Origin of the sequence: Nostoc sp. NMS2 (assembly GCF_017115105.1) — a bacterium.
Classification (GTDB): domain Bacteria; phylum Cyanobacteriota; class Cyanobacteriia; order Cyanobacteriales; family Nostocaceae; genus Nostoc.
This window is the reverse complement of record NZ_JABXKH010000034.1, coordinates 25,887-47,214: the sequence shown is the minus strand read 5'-3', so window position 1 is coordinate 47,214 and position 21,328 is coordinate 25,887. Positions and strand designations below refer to the sequence as shown.

Below are 21,328 nucleotides of genomic sequence, written 5' to 3'. Positions count from 1 at the left end.
ATTAAACATTCAAAATGTCCGCCAGCACGCAATATAGTTCAGTTAAGCATTTCTCCCTTCTCTTCCTTCTCTTCCTTTGCGTACTTGGCGTCCTTGGCGGTTCGTTAAAAAATTGACCTTGACAAAAAGTTAAGCCTTAACCCAAGCGTATTGCGCCAGCACGGATTTCTCATTTTTAATTGTTTTAAGGAATTCATCTATGTCCATTGAAACCACCGCCCCAGCCGGAACCATTTTAGTAGTGGATGATAACCCTACCAATATTCAGGTTTTATTTGATGTCTTGAGTGAGATCGGCTACCGAGTGGCGATCGCCAAAAGTGGGGAAGCCGCCCTGCAACGCCTCCAGTCCTACCATCCCGATATCATTCTGCTAGATGTGATGATGCCAGGGATTGATGGGTTTGAAACCTGTCAGCGACTCAAAGCCGAACCCGCCAACCGCGACATTCCCGTCATTTTTATGACCGCTCTCTCCGATACAGTGGATAAGGTCAAAGGGTTGAGCTTGGGTGCAGTAGATTACATTACCAAGCCCATCCAACACGAAGAGGCATTGGCACGGATTCGGGTACACCTGCAACTGAGTAATTCCCAAAAGATTCTCGAACAACGTACTATCGAACTCTCTCAAGCGCTAGACAATCTAAAACAGACACAGGTGCATCTGGTGCAGAGCGAAAAGATGTCGTCCCTCGGTCAATTGGTTGCGGGTGTGGCACACGAAATTAATAATCCCATCAACTTTATTTCTGGGAACCTGGAACCCGCCGAAGAATACATCCAGAACTTGATTACCTTTGTCTCATTATACCGGGAATGCCATCCCCAACCCCATCCTCAAATTCAAGCCTGGATGAAAAAGGTGGATATGGATTATCTAGCGGAAGACTTGCCTAAGTTGCTCGATTCTCTCAAACTGGGGAGCGATCGCATCCGTCAACTCGTCCTCTCTCTGCGAAACTTCTCCCGCCTAGACGAAGCAGAACTCAAACCCGTCGATATTCACGCAGGTATCGACAGCACTCTGGTGATTTTGCAACACCGTCTCAAAGCCAGTTCTGACCATCCCACAATTCAAATCATCAAAGACTACGGACAACTGCCAATGGTGGAATGTTACCCTAGTCAACTCAACCAGGTAGTGATGAATCTTCTCAGTAATGCCATTGATGCGCTAGAAGACGAAATGGGAAATCGGTCAGAGAGAATGGGGAACAAACCTACATTGTCTAATCCCACAATTACCATCCGCACTTTCGTTACCCATAATAACTGGGTGACGATCGCGATCGCCGATAACGGCATCGGTATCAGCGAAGAAATCCGTTCTCAACTCTTCGATCCCTTCTTCACCACTAAATCCATTGGCAAAGGCACTGGATTGGGACTGTCCATCAGCCATCAAATTATCACTCAGAAACACGGCGGCAAAATTGATTGTGATTCTACTTTCGGGCAAGGAACCGAGTTTGTGGTGCAGATTCCAGTGGGACAGGCAACATGTCAGATTGCTTAGAGATTTTGGCATCACCATGTCAACCCGAGGAAATTTTCCGCGCTTGGCTGAAACTAAGATGGGTTGAACTTTTTAACAAAGTTTGAGAGTTTAATTCCCCAGCAATACAGGCAGCAGGTTTTGATGCCTTTCCCCAAGTGGAGGACTTTTCCAAGACAACAGTACTTCTGGGCAAGAAGGATCTGCCTCTATTGAGGAAAAGCATGGGGAGAAGACCGCCAATACTATTAATGGGTAACTTGATATAGTAAGCGGATTTCTTTGAACCATGAATAAATTAAGTAGCGATTATTGAACAATTTCTAAATGGGAAAGTCTCTTCAGCAATTATGTTTGCACACCAAATTCCTCTGAATCAATTCCCCAAATTACCCAGCGAATCGCCTCACGCGCTGAGTTCATATTCGGTGGAACTCGCAAGGCGTGAATAAAGCTTGTGCTAGGGCAAATCATTTTTAATAAATAAATTGATTCTTCATCAACATCAGCATCAATTTTTAGTAGCGTATATTCTTGCCAACTATCTAATTCAATAGCTTGTAGTTCTTGGCAAATTCTAGCGTAACCGATACCCTGAATTAGCACTCGCCGTAGTTCGGCATTTTCCTCTAATAAAAGCCATTGAGATTGCCATTGCTGCGGGTGGATTTTACCGTATTTTTCAGGTAAGGTTACACCGTGGGATGAGTACAAGCTATATCCATCGGTAAATTCAATGGCGGGTTCACCTTCAGCATGGAGGCGATTTTCATTGTCGAAGCGCAGGTGAAGGGGGCGATCGCAGATAATACAAATATCATCTACAGCTTCCGCAGCTTTTTCACGATCAATCCGCTCAGTTGAAAGCGCGATCGCTCGCCACTTCTCTCGATAGACTGGAATCAAAGCCTCTTGCTCAGGCGTTAACTTTTCAATCAGCGACATATCGCCAACCTTCAGGTTCGTATTCCCTTTGAATTTTCACCATCCAGTCACCTTGAGGAATAGAAATAGCTTTATGCTCCTCATGAGCTAGCAATGCTGACTCAGAAAACACACGCAAATAGAGTGTGCTATCTTTCTCGTATAATTTCGCCTTTCCCTCAGTAATCCGATGTTTATGACCTGTAACTTCGCCTTCTGCCAAAGTTAAATGAGGTATTTTTTCTCCTTCAACCTGCTGCACAGGCAGTAAGATAACATCACCTTGACGAATTGGTTGCATAGTTTTGCTTTCCTGACATGGGTACAAACCCTACTTCGCTTTTCCTTTCAAATTTGATTTAATTTTGGCACAAGCTTTTAGGGATTGGGAATTGGGCATTGGGCAGATCAATTCAATAGTTATTCTTCCCTTGCTCCCCCTGCTCCCTTATCTCCCTCATCTTCCCCATTCCCCACTCCCCATTCCCAAATTTAAAAACTGTAGTCGCCAATTATGCGTTAGATAAGTTAAAGATTGAAATAGCTGGAAATTCACATCCAGCGTAGCCTCCTCTATCCTTTGGAACAGACTGGGGCATAAGTTCAAGGGGTTTTCTCCCAAGCAGACAGTTTATGTGAGGATTAAATCACCGCCCTAAGCGCGACCTTTTATCTTGACAATTTGCAAAAATTACCTCAATTTGACTGTTTAGCTTAGTAGCTATTCTTTTTATTGAAATTTCCATGTCAACTCTCGTCATCGTCGAATCTCCAACCAAAGCTCGTACCATTCGCAACTACTTGCCAGCAGGCTATCGGGTGGAAGCGTCTATGGGTCATGTGCGTGACTTACCCCAGTCGGCTAGTGAAATTCCTGCTGCCGTCAAGGGGGAAACATGGGCGCAGCTAGGGGTAAATGTGGACGCCGACTTTGAACCGGTATATGTTGTCCCGAAAGACAAAAAGAAAATTGTCACCCAGCTTAAAGAAGCCCTTAAAGATGTCGATGAACTGATTCTGGCAACGGACGAAGACCGGGAAGGTGAAAGCATTAGTTGGCATTTATACCAATTGCTGAAGCCGAAAGTTCCGACTAAGCGGATGGTGTTTCACGAAATTACCCAAGAGGCAATCAAAAAAGCTCTGAAAAACTGCCGCAATATCGATGAGCAGTTGGTTCGCGCCCAAGAAACGCGGCGGATTTTAGATCGGCTCGTTGGCTATACCCTGTCTCCTCTGCTATGGAAAAAAATCGCCTGGGGATTATCTGCTGGGCGGGTGCAATCTGTAGCTGTACGACTTTTAGTCACTAGGGAACGCCAACGCCGCGCTTTCCATGAGGGTACATACTGGGATTTGAAAGCCAGTTTGTCAAAGGAAAAAATGCCCTTTGGTGCCCAGTTGGTAACATTGGCAGGAACCAAAATTGCTAACGGCAGCGATTTTGATGCAGCGACTGGAGAAATTATCGCAGGTCGCAATGTCTTGTTGCTAAACGTTGAACAAGCGGTAGCGCTCAAGGAACGCCTAACTGGGAAAACCTGGAATGTTAACGACATTGAGGAACGCCCTGTGACGCGCAAACCGTCGCCACCGTTTACCACCTCGACGCTGCAACAAGAATCTAACCGGAAACTGCGCCTCTCAGCCCGCGACACGATGCGGGTTGCCCAGAATTTGTACGAACAAGGGTATATTACCTATATGCGGACAGATTCGGTGCATTTGTCAGATCAAGCGATCGCAGCTGCTCGAAGTTCTGTAGAAAAGCTTTACGGTCAACAATACCTCAGTCCCCAACCCCGGCAATACACCACCAAATCCAAAGGCGCACAAGAAGCGCACGAAGCAATTCGTCCAGCAGGTAGCACCTTCCGCACTCCCCAAGAAACTGGTTTGGGCGGTCGAGAACTTGCCCTTTACGATTTGATTTGGAAGCGGACTGTTGCCTGTCAAATGGCTGATTCTCGCCAAACTCAAATTACCGTGCAATTGCAAGTTGAGGATGCTGGATTCCGGTCTTCTGGCAAACGGATTGAATTTCCGGGATATTTACGTGCCTACGTCGAAGGTTCAGATGACCCAGAAGCAGCACTGGAAGACCAGGAAGTAATTTTGCCGAATCTGAAAGTGGGAGATCATCCGAATTGTACAGAACTGGAAGCAGTTGGACACGAAACTCAACCGCCAGCTAGATACACCGAAGCAACTTTAGTGAAAACCTTAGAAAGTGAAGGTATCGGTCGTCCCAGTACCTACGCCAGCATCATTGGCACAATCATCGACAAAGGTTATGCCCATTTGGTGAGTAACGCTCTCATTCCTACCTTTACCGCTTTCGCCGTCACCGATTTACTGGAAAAACATTTCCCAGACATCGTTGATCCCAGTTTCACCTCGAAGATGGAGCAAACCCTTGATGACATTGCTACAGGTGAAGCAAAATGGCTACCATACTTGCAGAAATTTTATCTGGGTGAAAAAGGGCTGGAAACCCTGGTAAAAGAACGGGAAAGTCAAATTGATGCCACCAAAGCTAGGACTGTAGAACTGGAGAATCTAGATGCCAAAGTCCGTATTGGTAAATATGGCCCCTACATTGAAGTTACAAATGGTGAGGGGGTGATTACCGCCTCAATTCCCAAAGACCTGACACCAGCAGACCTCGACCCCAAACAGGTAGAAGTATTGCTGCGACAAAAAACCACAGGCCCTGACCAGGTAGGTCGGCATCCCGAAACTGGCGAACCGATTTATGTGAAAATCGGTGCTTATGGGCCTTATGTCCAATTGGGTGATAAAACCGACGAAAACCCCAAACCGAAACAAGCCTCCCTACTCAAGGGTGTCACCCCAGAAACCGTTACTCTGGAAATGGCTGTTGGTCTGTTGGCACTACCCCGGACATTGGGAGTTCATCCAGTGACTGGCGGCAAAATTCAAGCAAGTTTGGGGCGCTTTGGCCCTTATGTGGTTCACGACCAGGGTAAGGAAGGGAAAGATTACCGTTCCCTCAAAGCTGCTGACAATGTATTGACAATTAGCCTAGAACGTGCATTGGAATTATTGTCCGAACCAAAAAAGGGGCGCAGTTCCACCAACAGCAAGTCCAAGGCAGCCTTGCGCGAATTGGGTCCACATCCAGAGGACGGGGAAACAATTAATATCTACGATGGCCCTTATGGTCCTTACATCAAGCATGGCAAAACTAATGTGAGTATCCCAGAAGGTCAAACTGTAGAAGATATAACCCTGACTGAGGCGCTGAACTTATTGGCAGCAAAGGCATCGACAGCGAAATCGACTCGCAAAACGACTAAATCAACGAGTTCCAAATCTAAATCAACTGCTAAGTCAACGACGACTGCGAAAAAGAAAGTCACAGAAAGCTAACTGTAAGTCAACTAATTTTGGATTTTGGATTTTGGATACTTCGACTTACCTCGACTTCGCCCTTCGGCTACGCTCAGGACAGGCTCGGCACAAGTCGCTCAGTACAAGTTTTGGATTTTGGATTAAAAGCAATTTTGGGGTTCTTGCCCCATGCCACTTGCTTTATACCGGAGAACCTGTCCACCGCAGTGGCTCCCCCTTGGAGGCGAAATAAATCTAAAATCTAAAATCGGAAATCTAAAATTCGTAGTCAAGAGTCCAAAGTCCGAACTTTAACTTGATATTCATCCTTGATAGGATGCAGTCCTGTAGGTTGCAAGTGTGATACTCTAAAAAGTAAGGGAGAACACAACGCCAAATTTTAGAAGTGGCTTATGTCCCAAATACGGGATTGTGTCTGTGCCCAGTTGGAAGCCAGAGGTGCGATAATGTGCCACTTTCTGCGTACCCGTTAATCAAAATTTGAGGTAGTATCTCAGGAGCATTCAGTTCATGGACTATATAGAAAAGGTGCTGGAAAAGCTTAAGGAATTAGCACGCAGGCTAATTGAGAGCCTGTTAGGGCCAGAGGCTGAACCGGAACCGGAACTGATTCCGATTCCTGTAAATGATCGCTCGCGTCGTCGCCACTAAACCCAAAGTGCTGAACTCGACATCGCAACCCTTAAGCATTCTGGCACTGCATGGGCCAAACTTAAATTTGCTAGGACAGCGAGAACCAGGAATTTATGGTTCGTTGACACTGGCTGAAATTAACCGCCTGTTAGAAGAAGAAGGATTCAAGTTACAGGCGAAAGTTTTTCCATTGCAATCAAATCATGAAGGAATTTTAGTAGATACTATTCATGGGGCATTAGGACAACATCAGGGAATTTTGATTAATGCCGGGGCATATACTCACACAAGTGTGGCATTGCGAGATGCGATCGCGGCTGTTAACTTGCCCACAGTCGAAGTACATCTGAGTAATATTTACCGCCGGGAAGATTTTCGCCATCATTCGTACATCGCCCCAGTTGCGATCGGGCAAATAAGTGGTTTTGGTGTTCAAAGTTACTTGTTGGGCTTACAAGCTCTGGTAAATCATTTAAGAAAGAGTTAGGAGTTAGAAGTTAGGAATTGGTAGTTGGTAGTAAAGTTAGGAATTAGCAATATTTCATGAACTCCTCACTTTTAACTATATAATTCATGCGTTACTCTCCTACAAGTCGGTTTAGAGGTACTTTCCTCGGAGCATTTCTAGGGGGAAGTTTAACATCTGATGGTAAAATACAGTCTCAGAGTTACCCAGATTTTGGCAGAATGGCGATTCTGGGTACTGAGAGTTTAATTAAGTTGGGTAGATTAGATTTAGATGATTGGATAGCGCGTCAGCAAAAAGAATCTCTTCATTTAGCAGCAACTGATGATATATCGATAAAAATAATTATTGCCACACTACCAGTAGCACTTTTTTTTCACGAAAATCCGATTAAGCTGCGACAAAACTTGCTGCCTGTACTCAAAATCTGGGAAGATGACCCAGTAGTAAGGGATGGAACACTAGCGGTAGCTTATGCTATATCTCTTGCCCTAACTGAAAAACTCGACCCTCTAACTCTCATTCCACAAACAATTTCTTTTCTCGGTGAAACACCGACATCAATACCAAAAAAATTATTAAAAGTCCAGAATTTATTAGAGCAAGGGGCAGGATTGTCAAGGGCGCAAGCTGAGTTTGCTAGGGAAGAAAAACTCAGTAACACTATTGCTATGGCATTTTACTGCTTTTTAAGTACCTTAGAAGACTTTCGCCTGGCAGTTTTGCAGGCTACTCACAATGGCAATTCTAAAGTGCAAGATGCTACATCCTTAAGCTTACAAGCTACAGGTGCAATTACTGGTGCTTTATCAGGGGCATATAACGGTATAAGCGGAATTCCTGTAAATTGGCAATTGCTCTTGCAAAGGAATTCTCCAGCATGGGGATTAACTAGCTTTTCCCAAATGTTAGAATTGACCGATGCATTTGTGGCGGTGTGGTCAGGAGTGTATGATACCCTAAATCCCAAAGAGTTAACAGAGGAGGGATGTGAGGTAGCTTTGCTTTCAGTTTACGCAGCTCCTCGCGTTATTCGATCACGTTAATCTTATTTCCACCGAACAAATCTCAATTAAATAGACAAAAGCCTAGACAAGGGGCTTTTGCCCATTTCTATAGTGTACTAAGTAAGTTTGCACGAAAAAACCCAAGTATGTTACGAAACGTAAATAGGCTTAAAGCCTTTACTAATGACCAATACTTCGGCTTACCTCGACTTCGCTCGGCACAAGTCGCTCAGTACAAGTGACAAATGACAGCCTTTGCTAGTTAGCTTTAATTGCGCCGACCTACTTAGTCTTATATACTAGAACTTTTCAGCAAACTCTCAAACAGATTCTGTCGGTAGCTATTGTGGCAAATCAGCTTTAATTAGCCTCTGTCACCGTAGTTGCAATAGTAGCAGATCAAATTTCCCTGATGATTGTCTTATTTTGAGCTATCAAAGTAGGCAATTGCAGGCAGAGATAATGAAAATGCAGCAATTTTTGCAGTTCTTAACCCAGCAATTGACTCACTGGCGGCGACAGTACAAAGGACTACGCCGTAAAGGAAAGTTAATGAGAAGTCCCAAAAGTAAAAGCGATAGAAGGCAACTTCTAAGGAGTTTCCTGAAGGATGTAATCTTATTTTTATCAAAAACCAATGACAAAAGCTGTCGTCGAAAACAAGAAATAGCGCTCCAGTCGAAGGCAAAATCGGTCAAAACTAAGAGTAATATTTATACAGTTTGTTTAGATTGGCTACATGAACAGCGTTCCTTGGGAATTTTAGTGATCGCTGTATTATCCCTTACAGGCGTTATTGGGCAAAAATTATATAACCAAACTCAACTCCAAGTAGGACATCCCGCGCCCCAAACCATTACAGCACCTTATACAGCTAAAATAGAGGATCAGAAAAAAACAGAAGCCGATCGCAAAGCCGTCAGTATAACCTCCTTACAAGTGTTGATGCTGGATGCGCGAATGAACGAACAAATCAACGAAAATTTGCAACAACTTTTGGATGATGGCAACGAAATTCGCGCTGTTGCTGGAGCTTTTCCTTTTTTTGATCCTGCTGTTTTGCCCATCTCTACCCAGCGTTACCTCCGCTCTTGTAATGATTCAGAATGGCAAGCACTGCTATTAGCAGTAGAAAATAGTAAAAATCACCAGAAGAAAGGAACAGGACACACCGCCTCATCCCGTCCATCATCTATAGCTGCACCCAATCAGGAACGCCAACCGCACACAACACCACAGAAAACAGAGCCAGTTGATTTTTCTCAAAGTACTGATTTTACTCAAGCAGTTGCAGAATTAGAATCTTACCGCCTCACAACTTCTGAGAAAAACTTGTCTTTACTGATTGCCCAAATTTCCCAAACACGGCAAAGATACACTCAAGCGACTACCAAACTTTTACAGTTAGAGACTGTTACCCCAGAAGCAGTATACGAAGAATCCTTTCTTTTGGATTTGTCAGATGTGGAATGGGAAAAAACACAAATGGGAATCCATCAGAGTGCAGAGCGGATTCTTACCCAAGGCATCCCACAGGGACTACCAAAAAATATCTTACAGGATGCGGTGAGTTTACAATTGCAGTCCTTTGTACCAGAGTCCGCCGAAGCTTTGGCAAAGAACCTGTTGCTCGCTGTACTCAAGCCGAATCTGCAAAAAGATGAAGAACAAACCAGAGACAATGCTCAAAAGGCTGCTGCTGGAATGCCACCTGTGATGGTGAAGGTACGGCATGGTGAGGTAATTGTCAAAAAAGGAGTGCAGATTACTGTATGGAACTTAGAAGTGCTAGAGCATTATCACCTGGTTCGCAGAGAGGTAAAATGGCGGGGGTTGGTGAAGTTAGGAGGCGTGATAGCGATCGCCATTGGCATTTTTGTCTGGGTAGAACGACATATTGATTACGAATTGCGACAACGCGATCGCCTATTGGTGTTACTGCTAACTCTGAGTGTGCCAGGATTGGTAACGATGGGATTACCTTATACCACCTGGAGCGCCCTTGGTTTATTGTTGGGAAGCTTTTACGGCCCCACTTTAGGGTTGACAGTTGTTGGACTGCTGTTGCCGATATTAGCTGTTAGCTTGGATATGAGCAAGTGTGCGCTTTTAGCTGGTGCTGGTGGGGCAATATTAGGTAGTTACATAGCACAACGATTGCGATCGCGTGAAGAATTGGCATTATTAGGGGTTGCGATCGCTTTAACTCAGGGCGGCATTTATCTGGTTGTTAAAATCTTAATTGGTCAAGCATTTGGTTCAACCTGGTATATCGTCCTCCGAGAAGCCGGATTGTTCGCTTTATCCGGTTTAGGCTGGAGTGTTGTAGCTTTAGGGTTGAGTCCTTATCTCGAAAAAGTTTTCGATTTAGTCACTCCCATCCGTTTAGCGGAGTTGGCGAACCCTAACCGCCCCTTATTAAAACGACTCGCTACAGAGACTCCTGGAACTTTTCAACACACGCTATTTGTAGCTACTCTTGCCGAAGCTGCTGCCAAAGAACTAGGATGCAATGTTGAATTGGTCAGGGCAGGGACATTATACCACGATATTGGCAAAATGCACGACCCACTTGGATTTATTGAAAATCAAATGGGGGGGCCAAATAAACATGATACAGAGATTAAAGACCCTTGGAAGAGTGCAGAGATTATCAAAAAGCACGTAACAGAAGGGTTAGTGATGGCGCGTAAACACCTTTTGCCGACAGCGATTCAAGCTTTTATTCCAGAGCATCAGGGAACGATGCTAATTGCCTATTTCCATCATCAAGCCCAGCAAATGGCTCAGGAAGATCCAAGTTTAACAGTGGATGACACAGATTTTCGCTATGATGGGCCGATTCCCCAATCACGGGAAACCGGAATTGTCATGTTAGCAGATTCTTGCGAAGCGGCGCTGCGATCGCTGCAAGCATCGACTTCAGCAAAGCGTGTGGGAGAGAAGCGATCGTTTAAAGATGTCTCCACTGAACAAGCTTTAACAATGCTAAATAATATCCTGCGTGCCAAATGGCAAGATAATCAACTCGTAGATTCAGGACTAAAACGGGAAGAGATGTCACAAATTGCTCAGATATTTGTGGATGTTTGGCAGCAATTTCATCACAAACGGATTGCTTATCCGAAGTTGAAGGCTAGTAACGCTGTGCGAAATTTGTAATTAATTGTAAATATTAACTAAGGATGCGATCGCGAATTATTTTAAATTAATAAAAACTTTAAATATACTAGCATTAAAATGCCCCTCAATAACTAACTATAGGGGCTTTTTCATAAAAGCATAAATAATAATTAATTGAAGTTACATTCAATACTATTGATGCAATATTCAACGTAATTGCCACTATTTTCCTGAATCAAATTTACAAAAAATATTTAAAATATCAATGCCAGGAAATTTTTATGATTATCAAATTGTCAAAATATACAAACACTACCGAGCCAATATTTCAATCAGCTGTCTTTCCAAGTGTTCAGTTGTCTCCTGTTCAACTCGAAGATATTCAATTACTCGTGCGAGTAATTCATCAAGCGAAATATTCAATCTATTTGCAATAGACTTAATTGCGTTATAAGTTTCTTCATCTAACATCACATGAGGGCCACTTGATTCATTATTGGTGTTGTAACATACACTAGCAGTCATAATAACCCCCTTTCTTATGTACTATAGAGATACCCTTAAAAGGGACTAAAAGCGTCCTATTGTCATTCTAACTAGTTATGCAGATATTTGACGGCTAATTAAAAAATATTTCTAAAGATAGTTCTTTCTGTTTACTATGAAGGAAGAAAAAAGGCTTGAATTTTTATAAATATTGATCTGTGATGTCTACAAACAAGTATAATTTTTGTCTTATATTTATTTAATATTACGTAAGCACTATCTTCATTCTAGATAAGAAAAATCTTATATAGTAAGGGTTACAATTTGTTTTGAAAAGATCAAACCACGTCCCAAAAGAAGCGTATAAAACGCATCTCAAGTATATAAAGATTTGGTTAAGATTTATAAAAAAGAATATAAGCATTTTGTGAACATATTGAAAGAATTCTCTTTAGGGGTTATTATAGGGATAATAAACAGGTACACTATTGTACCAAGTATATATACTACTGTGCAACTTCTGGGTGACACTTTTATATCTTCTCCACTCTCATAGTCATAATTTAGCTTTTTACTGCTTATGGCACTCACGCTTTAGATGACGAGAGTTAATCTAACTACCGCATGGGCAGTGAACAACTGCTCATTTATGGTGTGTCTACCTATATCCTTGCATGGCTTTGTAAGAAGGAGATTGTAACTATGTCAGCACGTAAATTTCGAGTTAATTTGAGTGAGAAAGATTCAGAGTATCTGAAAGAAATAGCCGAAAAAATGAACACATCGGAGTCTGAAGTTATCCGAAAAGGGTTAAAACTTATTGCACTTTATGCTGAAGATGAGGAAAATTCACTAATACTCAAAAATGAAAAAAGTGGCGATCAAACATTAGTAATTTTGTAATTACTAATGGACAACACTCCTAAAGCAAGTGATTCTTTAAATAATCTCATTCCCCAGTTTGGTGAAAAAACAACCAATATTAGTCCTGCTGATAAACGTCAAAATTTCAATACTTATCTAGCAGGGACGTTAGCATTAATGTTGTGGGGTACTTTGATAGGAGTAATATTTTGGCACGCTTTTGCAATAAATTACATATCAAAGAGTCTCTGGGGAACAAGTTCTTCAATTGAGGAGGTTCAAAAGAAATCTGAAACATCATCAGCTTTAATCAATGATACTGCTAAAACTTTATACTCGTTAATAGGCCCATTAGCCACAGCAGTTACGGGTTTCTATTACAATTCTGTAGCTTTATCTAAGAGCAATTCTAGAGAAGAGGACAATGATTAAGTTATCTCTTCTAATGGATATGCCTTAACCAGTGACAACCAGAAAACAAATCAGGATTTTTACGTTGTAGCTTACTTTGTTCGCATAAAACACTAGCCATTATCGCGCAAAAGTGTTACACAGTATTACCAAAGAGAAACGCTTGTGGAGACTCACTTACTATTTTGATACCACAAGCGTTTCTTAATTTTTGCTTTTTACTTGTAAATAATTTTCCCGTGTAGTTTTACGATAATCTCAATTACTCCTAAACCCTGAGATTGATATTCTTCTATATATCAATACCTTCGCCATTTTTTGTAGGTTGGGTTGAGCGAAGCAAAACCCAACGTATTTGTTGGGTTTCGTGCCTCAACCCAACCTACGAATCTCAATTACTCCTAAACCCTGAGATTGATATTCTTCTATATATTCCCGATATTTTTTAGTTAATCGCTCGTTATCGTCAATCCACCAAACCCAGATATGTGTATCAAGTATAATCATTGCAAAACTTCCCAATCGGACAAAGCGACGGGTTCTGTTGGGTCATCATAACGGAGTAGTTTCCCGCGCATTGGATAAAGATTATTTTCTAACTGGCTAGGTAGTGCTTCTTGAGGCTGTGGAGTTTTAACTTCGAGAATAATTACCTCCACAGCATCTCCTGCATGAAAAGGTAAGCCACACAGGATTAAAGTTCCATCTTCACTTAAAACAGCTTCTACTTTATGAGCATTCATCTTGCTACTCCTGTTTTTTAATGGAGAGAAAGAGGAAAGTTAGTTACTTCCTCTAGTTTTTTATTATGATGCTTTGGCACGCGATGCCTACGGTGGTCACTGAGCGCAGCCGAAGTGCGGGCTACGCCTACGCGTTTCCCGATATTCAATCCCTAATTCCCAATCCGTTGCACACCAGCCAAAATAAAATTAACTGCTGCTTGAGTATGTTGCTCAATCATTTCTGGACTCAGTAGTTGCAAATCAGGTCTAGTATGCTTGATGTTTTCGTAAGCGTTGAAGTATAAATTACAAACCCCAATAATATGCAGAGTGGTGAGAAATGGATCGATCTGACGGAAACAACCTTCCGCCATCCCCCGCTCTAAAATTTTGGTGAGATAACTAAAATTTTCTTGCCAATTCCCCTGTTTAAAATACTTTCCCTGATTTTGGTTTGCTTCTTGGAACCAAAGCATTCCTCTGTGCGGGTGAGCAGCTTCATAAGCGATCGCTTCCTTAACAAGCAGCTTCAAGGCTTCCTCTGGTGGAAACCGATCCAGATTTAGCTGCCCCAACCCTTCGTGCATCTCCACCGCCGGACGTTGCAGAACAGCTTGATATAGCCCTTCTTTGCTCTGGAAGTAGTAGTAAATCATCGCTGTGGTGACACCTGCACCTCTAGCGATCGCTCCTGTCCGCGCCCCTTGAAGTCCATTTCTGGCAAACTCCGCTTCCGCCGCATCGAGAATCTGCCTTTTCGTCGCCTCTGCATCGCGCACCTGGCGCGGCTTTTTCGATGAGAATTTTGACTGCGTTGAACGACCCACGTTGCTCCATCATCATAACGAAAATATATTAACTAAAAAATTGGTTAGTAGTTGACATAGAAGATGAAATTTATTACATTAATATCTATTAACTAAAAAATTAGTTAATTATATAACTCATCCATGCAGTAGCCGAAGTTAGCCGAGTAAATGCTCGGTAGTATTAGTTCGTCCATTGCAGACAAGACTTTAATTATCCCAATTGACATTAAAAAGAGTGATGTAGGACAGGTAATATCAGCTTGTCTACAACTTTTAAGTTTCAAGATTTCGTTACCTTTTGCTAACACATCTACCAATTTTTAAATAAATTATCAATATTTTGGAGGAAAAATGGAACCAATTTTACCAGGTGCGCCTTGGTTAATCGCGCACAAATCTATATTAGGAGTGAATAAACCTAATAAAATCACTTTAAACGGACAGGATTATGTCATTTGGCAAAACCAAAAAGGCGAAATATTTGCTCTTGATAACATCTGCCCCCACATGCAAGCACCTTTATCAGAGGGCTGGGTTTGTCAAGAGAGAGATACTATTACTTGCCCTTTTCATGCACTAGAATTTGATGGACAAGGCAGACTACAGCAAGGAGAGAAAAAAGAAAATCAACCTATTACCAAACCATTAGAGCTAATTATTAGCAATGATTGCATCTGGACTTATGCCGGATTTAAGCCAAGATTGCCTATCCCCGATTTGCATCAAAAAATTGTTGATGAATACGAGTTTCTCGGAGTAACTGGGGATAAAAGTATTCAGGGTAAATTTTTGAGTAACCTGATGGTTAACTATGACTATAACCACCAAAATGGAACTCATAAAGAACTATTTAAAATTACATACTGTCATGTTAGTTCTTTTGAGGAAAAAGGATACTATGCCATAGTCAAACAAGATTTGAGAAGAGATGATAATACAATAGGAGAAATTATAAAAAACCCCGTTTTAGGGATTTTCCCAAAAAATCTCAGTAACACACTTGAATACGCTTTTCCTTCAACTACAGCTTTTTTTGCTAAAACACCGATTGGTGACATTGCTCAAATCCATATTCTCTACCCGGAAACAGAAAAAATCACCAAGACGTTTATTTTGATGTATGCCAAAGTAGTAAATCCTTTGATGAAATTTGTGTTTAAAAATTCCGTTTTAAAAACAGCAGCCACAGTCATTAAACAAGATACAGGTGCAGTTGAAAGTTTGTATCCTCGGCAAAAACCAAAAATTAGATTGCCAAATGAAGAGATTATGTTCTACGCAGAAAAACTCTACCGTGATTGGTAATTTGGATTTACAAAGTCTAACTGCGCTTTACAATTAAGTAGATACTGTAGCTAATGACTGCTGGAGGTAGTTAAATATGCGGCAGCTAAAATCCGCCGAGTCAATGCCTGGTAGCTATGGCTTGCCCATCTTGGGGGAGACTTTAGAAATATTTCGGGATTTGGAACTGTATATATGGCGAAGATTCCAGCAGCATGGCTCAGTTTTTAAGACAAGCGTCCTGGGACGTAAACGTGCTTATTTAATTGGCCCTGATGCTAATCGGCTGGTGCTGGTGGAACAAGCGGAAAATATGTCGTCGCGGATAGGGTGGTATTTTCTAGAATCAACATTTGGCAATAATATTTTATTACAAGATGGCGAAGAACATCGGTTAACTCGTCGCTTAATGTATCCAGCATTTCACGGAAAAGCGATCGCTACATACTTCGATACCATCCAAAATATTGTGCAAGACTTCCTCAAAGATTGGGGAGAACGGGAAACGATTTCCTTAAATTCTAGTTTCCGTCGGCTTACCCTGATGGTTGCAACTCGCCTATTTTTGGGAAGTCAGAACAAGAGTGAAGTTGAGCAAACCAGTCAGTGGTTTACCCAACTGCTAGATAGCAGTATGGCGATATTAAAATGGAATGTCCCTTTTACTTTATATGGTCGGGGTCAAAATGCTAGGGGTAAGTTAGTAGCTTTCTTGCGTGAAGCGATCGCCCAGCGTATCGAGCAGGGTAACTTAGAGGAATCAAAAGATGTTTTAGGATTGCTCTTAGCTGCTGTTGATGAAGACGGTAATAAGTTGAGCGAAACACAGGTAATCAACGAGGCATTATTATTGTTATTTGCTGGACATGAGACAACAGCTTCATTACTGACTTGGGTAATATTTGAATTAGGTAATCATCCAGAATGGCGAGAGCGACTGCGCCAAGAACAATTAGCTGTTGTGGGAGATAATTCTCTTAGCCTGTCTCATCTCAAACAACTTCCACAGTTAACCAATGTGCTAAAAGAAGCAGAAAGACTCTATCCGCCAGTGTATGCCTATAATCGTGGAGTCCTCAAGGATATTGAGTATGCAGGCTATCGCATCCCAGCAGGTTGGTTTGTGACTATTTCGCCGATGCTGACTCACCGTTTACCAGAACTGTACACCGAACCCGATCGCTTCGACCCCGATCGCTTTGCACCACCTCGTGAAGAAGATAAGAAACATCCCTTAGCACTAATGGGTTTTGGTTATGGTTCGCACAGTTGTTTAGGCATGGAATTTGCCCAAATGGAAATGAAAATCGTGCTTTCCACACTGCTTCGCCATTACGACTGGACAGTAAAACCTGATTATTCTGCGATCGCTCCAGTTCGTCAGCCTTCCAAAGTTAAACACACTCTACAAGCATATATTCAGCCTTTGGTGACAAAACATCCTTCGCAGAGTCAAACATAAATCTTTGATGAAACAAATCGATTTTCCGCATCTAGCATGAAGTCATAGGTATTTAGAAAATCAGACTGCCACTTTTCAGGTTTTTGGCAAATTGCGAGTGGAAATCCTGCTAAATCAAACCATTGAATATCATCTCCAATTTCTACTGGTACTACTCTCCAATTTTTACTTGGAGCCTTACTAAAATCTTTCAGCAAACTGACATTAATTCGGTTCGGAGGTTTGGGAGTTGGTAAATGTCGTTCAACACTAGAAAATGATTGTTCTACCCAATTTTTAATATTTACTGCATTAAGATGTTCATTTGGTTCCGATTCTCTTTCGCTAATGTAGTGATAGTAAGTTTGCGCTAATTCTTCAGCTTGTTTACGAGTTGTTACATCTTCTGCTTTAGCAAGCAAGTATGCGGCTACTGGGTCTAAAGTTCCCCATACAATAAGTTCTTTCATCCAGAAAACAATCCAAGGTAGCCCAGTTTGTGACCAGTTTTCCAATGATGATTCAACTAACTCGCCACCAAAAGCTTCATCTATTGCTAGTGCAATAACACTTCCTAACCCCCAGTTAAATCGATATCCAAAATTTTGGCTAATGTATGAATGCCATTTTGAAATTTGAGTTGGTTTTGGTTGTTTAATTGCTTTAGTAGGGTCAAGCCACCAGCGCAATATTTCATTCCAAGAAACATTTATTGATGAGTCACTAAGTCTGAATTTGGACAGACTGCTTAAATTACTAACTATATTTTGAATATAATTAAAGCGTTCTTCTACTGTCCAAATAGCATAATCTCCACCCACTGCTAATTGTTCTTTAAGTCTAGGATAGAGAGTTAAAAGCTGATTTCCATCACGTGGTGGTAAACTTGTGCGATACAAGCGCCGACGCTGTGACAAATCTTTATAAATTTCTATTTTTAGTGCCCTACCTCGCCTGATAAATAAACTTTCTAATCTTTCTTGTTCGCGGCTAGCGTAATGAGCAAAGCTTCGTTGCCAAATTTTTTGCAGATGCTCCTCCAATTCATTAGGGCTTAAATCTTTAGCTTCTAGCTGTTCAATTTCGACAATGGCAGACAATAAAATACTATCCAGCGAATCGAGAGTTTCAATAGCTGATAATTGTGCATCAGAAAGATTATTACCTGGGTTAAGCGGTGCAGTTTTTTCCAGCCAGTTTAAAAAATTATCCTGTCTATTATAAATAAAAATTAACTGCCATTGTTCTTCCAAACGTAGCAGCAATTCTGCTAGAGGACTTAGAGGATTTGCATTTGGGTTAATTGCCTGTGTTTGATTCTCTAATTCTCCTATCAAAGATAAGTATCTTTTACGTGCTTCTTTGTCGCTCCAATCTGTCGATGGATTACTAAGTAATACTAAACTACGTCCTTCTGTGCCAAATCCAGGTCTTCCAGAACGGCCAACTAAATTACCAAACTCACGAATATTTAGTTCTCCTGTACCACGTCTTAAACTTGGAATTAATACTGTTTCAAAAGGAAGATTAACCCCTTCGGAAAGAGTTGATGTTGCTAAAACTAAATGTACAATTTTTTTATCTATGACATCGATAAGTAATCGAGCCATCAAACCTGGCATTTTTCCATGATGTACTATAATTCCTTTCTCTAACAGCTTATACTCACGGGATTTAGTACCGAAATAATCTTCACATGAACGTAAACATTTTCGCCAAATCTCAAGTTTTTCTGGCTCTATAGGTTCTTGAAAAAATGAAGGTATTTCTATTTGCGAACATATTTTTAAAAAATTCAGAAAGTCTTCAGCATAACCGCCGGGGTACTGTGTAACTGAAATAAGAACAGCACGCCTTTGTCCTTTTTCATCTGGTGCAGCTAAGTGCATAGCTGCCCAGAAAAGATAAGGGCGTAACCTTTTTTCAACTCCTTCTTTTTTCCCTTTTGGCACAGGAGGATATGTCGGAAAAGGATTTGGAATAAAAGGTGTGTCAGCTTGACCACCTTCTTGAAATTCTAAGTAAATTACTAAAGGAGCCGAACTACTAAAATTGTTAGGATTTGTTGTTCCCAAGAACAAGCTTTGTAGAATTGCAATTTCAGCTATTGTTGTTTTTCCTGAACCTGTAGGGGTACAGAGCGCAAATGATTCTGCTGTTGCTAGTCGTTCGATTCCACAAATTTGAGAACGCCATGCTAAAGCTTTACACTTTTGATAACTTTGACGTAAATAACGTTCTAAGAAATTTCTACCATTTGGAGTAATCATCTGAGAAAGCAATTCTAGATGGTGTCGTAGAGAAGTTTGTATATATACAGACGTAACTTCAGCGCACAATTTTCCTAAAAGCCAAGAATAAGTGTCATGTCCATGAAGAAGCACCTTAGCAATATCAGAAAGCTTTTCAATAGCTCTTTGTAATCTTGGTTCATTTCCCCAGCGCATTTTTGCACATAAAATTCCTAAAGAGCTAGCAGTTTCTTTAACAATCAACTTGTTAAATCTGTCAGCATCTGTATCAGTATCATCCCAAAGAAGACTTGTTTCAGTTTGGAAATTTGATGATGTTGCAGTTGCCCAATATTCTGTCAGTCGTTGCAATAAACTAGGAAAATCAGCTTTTAACAAAGAACGTAGAATTTCTGACTCTACTCCCTCACTTATATCTTCATTGAGTAAACCCGCAGCCCTAGCAGGATAACCAGCAAGTTCATACACAGCTGCTGCAAGCAAACGAATTGGTAAAATATCCGGGTTTAGTTGGGGATGAGATAGCCATTCAAATAACTCACCAGCCCGTAGCATTCCATTACGCCAGTTAGTATCTCCAGCTTCTCGCTGGATAAATGCAGCCTCAATAAGGCGCATGGCATCATTTAATCTTTCACCTGCTTCATCTTCTCGCCACCCAGTTAACCCATCTTCTCCTGCGCGAAGTCTGGTATGTTGGCTATAAAGTTTTGCAATTGCTGGTGTTAGTTTGTTACCTGCCAAACTATTTTGTAGTTCTGCCGCTAAAGCAATGACTTCTTTACTTGGTTGAGTCATCTCATTTTGCAGAACTTCCTCTTCTACTATGACATCAGAGGTTACAAAAGCAAACTCTGCATCATCTGGTTGTTGGATTGTTGGGTTATGAACCTGTGTTGAAACTTCAACAATTGTCCGATGACTGTAAACTGTTGTAATAAGCTTTTCAACTTCATACAGGTGAATTTCAACCGCTTCAAGTCTTCTCCCTCCTATATATTTTTCATGCGCTGTTTCGCTAGATATCCAGGTTTGCTTATTGACAGGATGTTGACCACAGATATAACTAACTAAATCGTAGCGTTTATAAATTTGGTTAGTTTTTCCTTGTCGTAAAAGTCTTAGAGCATCAACCCATTCTGATGAAAAAGAATCATTATAATCTAGTAGAATTTCTATTAGTTGTAAAATGTCAACTGACTTTATATTTGCTGCACTTGCTTTTTTATGTGCCTCAAATATCATATGCGGATCATGTTTCGCTGTGCATTTAGCTTCACAAGCCAAATAATCAATTATTTCTCCTTCAATATTACGCCGAAAAGCAAGACAATCATCACCTGTGCGTCCAGGTTGGTTCTTTGCACTTTCTCCAGTTTGATTTATAAATTCTAAATGCTGAAACACAACTGGATGGAATCGAAAAAGGAAAGCAGGAACTTCCCAGTCATCATGTTCAAAAGGAGAAAAGTTTTCAACAATAATTCCTGCAAATATCTCTCCAAAAAAACCTTTAAGAGTCTGGATATGAAGACGTTCAGGATAACCTTGGCTGGGATCGCTTTCTGAAAATTCCCCAAATGGAGCGAGAGAATTTCCTGCTAACTTACGAAGGCGATATCGAGCATCATCATGAGCTTTTTGAACGATTAATATTAATTCATTGAGAATTATATCTCGTTGGCTTTTATCTTCTCTGAGCAGACGATGTGTGTACCGCTTATCTTCAGATTCGCTAACTGAGTTAGATAACCACTTTGATATTCCGTTAAATCTAGTGATTTTTTGTCTTTCTTTCATTTAATATACTCTCTAAATATTAATCAGATTTACAATAAATATAAGCCTTGAACTAAAATAATTTTAAACTATATGTAAAATTTAATACTAGAAAATTAATAGCATAGCAAAATGATGCCATAAGCATGAACGAGAGCTATAACGCTTACTCTGTTTTACTTTTGGGCGAGGACAGGTTCGGAAATTTAGACTAAATTTGCTAAGTCAATAAAACAATAAGAGGGTGTGAT

The 21,328-nt window shown here is 41.2% G+C and carries 17 protein-coding genes; 10 read left to right on the top strand and 7 right to left on the bottom strand.

The genetic code is table 11. The features are described 5' to 3' along the window. The first annotated feature begins 199 nt into the window (after positions 1 to 199). Positions 200 to 1,519: a response regulator gene (locus HWQ36_RS03695; RefSeq protein ID WP_292698207.1), complete on the top strand. Its 1,320-nt coding sequence runs from the start codon at positions 200 to 202 to the stop codon at positions 1,517 to 1,519. Between the two features lie 327 nt (positions 1,520 to 1,846). Here HWQ36_RS03695 and HWQ36_RS03690 read toward each other — a convergent pair whose 3' ends face one another. Both HWQ36_RS03690 and HWQ36_RS03685 read right to left on the bottom strand, forming a co-directional pair. After that, positions 1,847 to 2,443: a DUF6745 domain-containing protein gene (locus tag HWQ36_RS03690; protein ID WP_292698205.1), complete on the bottom strand. Its 597-nt coding sequence runs from the start codon at positions 2,441 to 2,443 to the stop codon at positions 1,847 to 1,849. Next, entirely contained in the window at positions 2,430 to 2,723 is a 294-nt protein-coding gene (locus tag HWQ36_RS03685) for a hypothetical protein (protein ID WP_292698203.1), read from the bottom strand. The genes HWQ36_RS03690 and HWQ36_RS03685 overlap by 14 nt, the downstream gene beginning before the upstream one ends. A 443-nt stretch (positions 2,724 to 3,166) precedes the next feature. Here HWQ36_RS03685 and topA point away from each other — a divergent pair, with 443 nt between their 5' ends. The 5 genes from topA (at position 3,167) to HWQ36_RS03660 (ending at position 11,065) form a co-directional block, all read left to right on the top strand. Beyond that, positions 3,167 to 5,815 carry a type I DNA topoisomerase gene (gene topA / locus HWQ36_RS03680; RefSeq protein WP_292698201.1) on the top strand — a complete coding sequence of 883 codons (2,649 nt, stop codon included), beginning with the start codon at positions 3,167 to 3,169 and terminating at the stop codon, positions 5,813 to 5,815. 492 nt (positions 5,816 to 6,307) lie between these two features. Continuing rightward, positions 6,308 to 6,448 (top strand): hypothetical protein, encoded by a 141-nt coding sequence (locus HWQ36_RS03675; RefSeq protein ID WP_012410890.1) that lies wholly within the window; start codon positions 6,308 to 6,310, stop codon positions 6,446 to 6,448. Then, complete coding sequence (gene aroQ, locus HWQ36_RS03670; protein ID WP_292698198.1) at positions 6,423 to 6,917, top strand: type II 3-dehydroquinate dehydratase; 495 nt, start codon at positions 6,423 to 6,425, stop codon at positions 6,915 to 6,917. The genes HWQ36_RS03675 and aroQ overlap by 26 nt, the downstream gene beginning before the upstream one ends. 86 nt (positions 6,918 to 7,003) lie before the next feature. After that, complete coding sequence (locus HWQ36_RS03665) at positions 7,004 to 7,942, top strand: ADP-ribosylglycohydrolase family protein (protein ID WP_292698196.1); 939 nt, start codon at positions 7,004 to 7,006, stop codon at positions 7,940 to 7,942. Positions 7,943 to 8,365: 423 nt separating this feature from the next. Continuing rightward, entirely contained in the window at positions 8,366 to 11,065 is a 2,700-nt protein-coding gene (locus tag HWQ36_RS03660; RefSeq protein ID WP_292698194.1) for an HD family phosphohydrolase, read from the top strand. A gap of 273 nt (positions 11,066 to 11,338) precedes the next feature. On the opposite strand, the gene HWQ36_RS03655 is transcribed toward HWQ36_RS03660, so the two are convergent. After that, complete coding sequence (locus HWQ36_RS03655) at positions 11,339 to 11,551, bottom strand: hypothetical protein (protein WP_292698192.1); 213 nt, start codon at positions 11,549 to 11,551, stop codon at positions 11,339 to 11,341. Between the two features lie 663 nt (positions 11,552 to 12,214). Between HWQ36_RS03655 and HWQ36_RS03650 the strand changes: the two genes are divergently transcribed. Together HWQ36_RS03650 and HWQ36_RS03645 are read left to right on the top strand one after the other, a co-directional pair. Then, positions 12,215 to 12,415, top strand: coding sequence for a hypothetical protein (locus tag HWQ36_RS03650; protein WP_292698190.1), 201 nt, complete (start codon positions 12,215 to 12,217; stop codon positions 12,413 to 12,415). 6 nt (positions 12,416 to 12,421) lie between these two features. Then, positions 12,422 to 12,808, top strand: a complete 387-nt coding sequence (locus tag HWQ36_RS03645; protein WP_292698189.1) for a hypothetical protein — start codon at positions 12,422 to 12,424, stop codon at positions 12,806 to 12,808. Between the two features lie 351 nt (positions 12,809 to 13,159). Here HWQ36_RS03645 and HWQ36_RS03640 read toward each other — a convergent pair whose 3' ends face one another. The 3 genes from HWQ36_RS03640 to HWQ36_RS03630 all read right to left on the bottom strand — a co-directional run bounded on the left by HWQ36_RS03640 (position 13,160) and on the right by HWQ36_RS03630 (position 14,339). Beyond that, the gene (locus tag HWQ36_RS03640; RefSeq protein WP_292698187.1) at positions 13,160 to 13,294 is read right to left on the bottom strand and encodes a hypothetical protein; all 135 of its coding nucleotides are present in this window, start codon (positions 13,292 to 13,294) and stop codon (positions 13,160 to 13,162) included. Next, entirely contained in the window at positions 13,291 to 13,530 is a 240-nt protein-coding gene (locus tag HWQ36_RS03635) for a hypothetical protein (protein ID WP_292698185.1), read from the bottom strand. The genes HWQ36_RS03640 and HWQ36_RS03635 overlap by 4 nt, the downstream gene beginning before the upstream one ends. 152 nt (positions 13,531 to 13,682) lie before the next feature. Next, positions 13,683 to 14,339 (bottom strand): TetR family transcriptional regulator, encoded by a 657-nt coding sequence (locus HWQ36_RS03630; RefSeq protein ID WP_292698183.1) that lies wholly within the window; start codon positions 14,337 to 14,339, stop codon positions 13,683 to 13,685. A 333-nt stretch (positions 14,340 to 14,672) separates the two neighbouring features. On the opposite strand from HWQ36_RS03630, the gene HWQ36_RS03625 reads away from it, so the two are divergent. Continuing rightward, positions 14,673 to 15,626 carry a Rieske 2Fe-2S domain-containing protein gene (locus tag HWQ36_RS03625; protein ID WP_292698181.1) on the top strand — a complete coding sequence of 318 codons (954 nt, stop codon included), beginning with the start codon at positions 14,673 to 14,675 and terminating at the stop codon, positions 15,624 to 15,626. Positions 15,627 to 15,702: 76 nt separating this feature from the next. Next, complete coding sequence (locus tag HWQ36_RS03620; protein WP_292698179.1) at positions 15,703 to 17,067, top strand: cytochrome P450; 1,365 nt, start codon at positions 15,703 to 15,705, stop codon at positions 17,065 to 17,067. On the opposite strand, the gene HWQ36_RS03615 is transcribed toward HWQ36_RS03620, so the two are convergent. Continuing rightward, entirely contained in the window at positions 17,058 to 21,098 is a 4,041-nt protein-coding gene (locus HWQ36_RS03615; RefSeq protein WP_292698177.1) for a DEAD/DEAH box helicase, read from the bottom strand. The two genes, HWQ36_RS03620 and HWQ36_RS03615, sit on opposite strands and share 10 nt — an antisense overlap. Between the last annotated feature and the right edge of the window lie 230 nt (positions 21,099 to 21,328).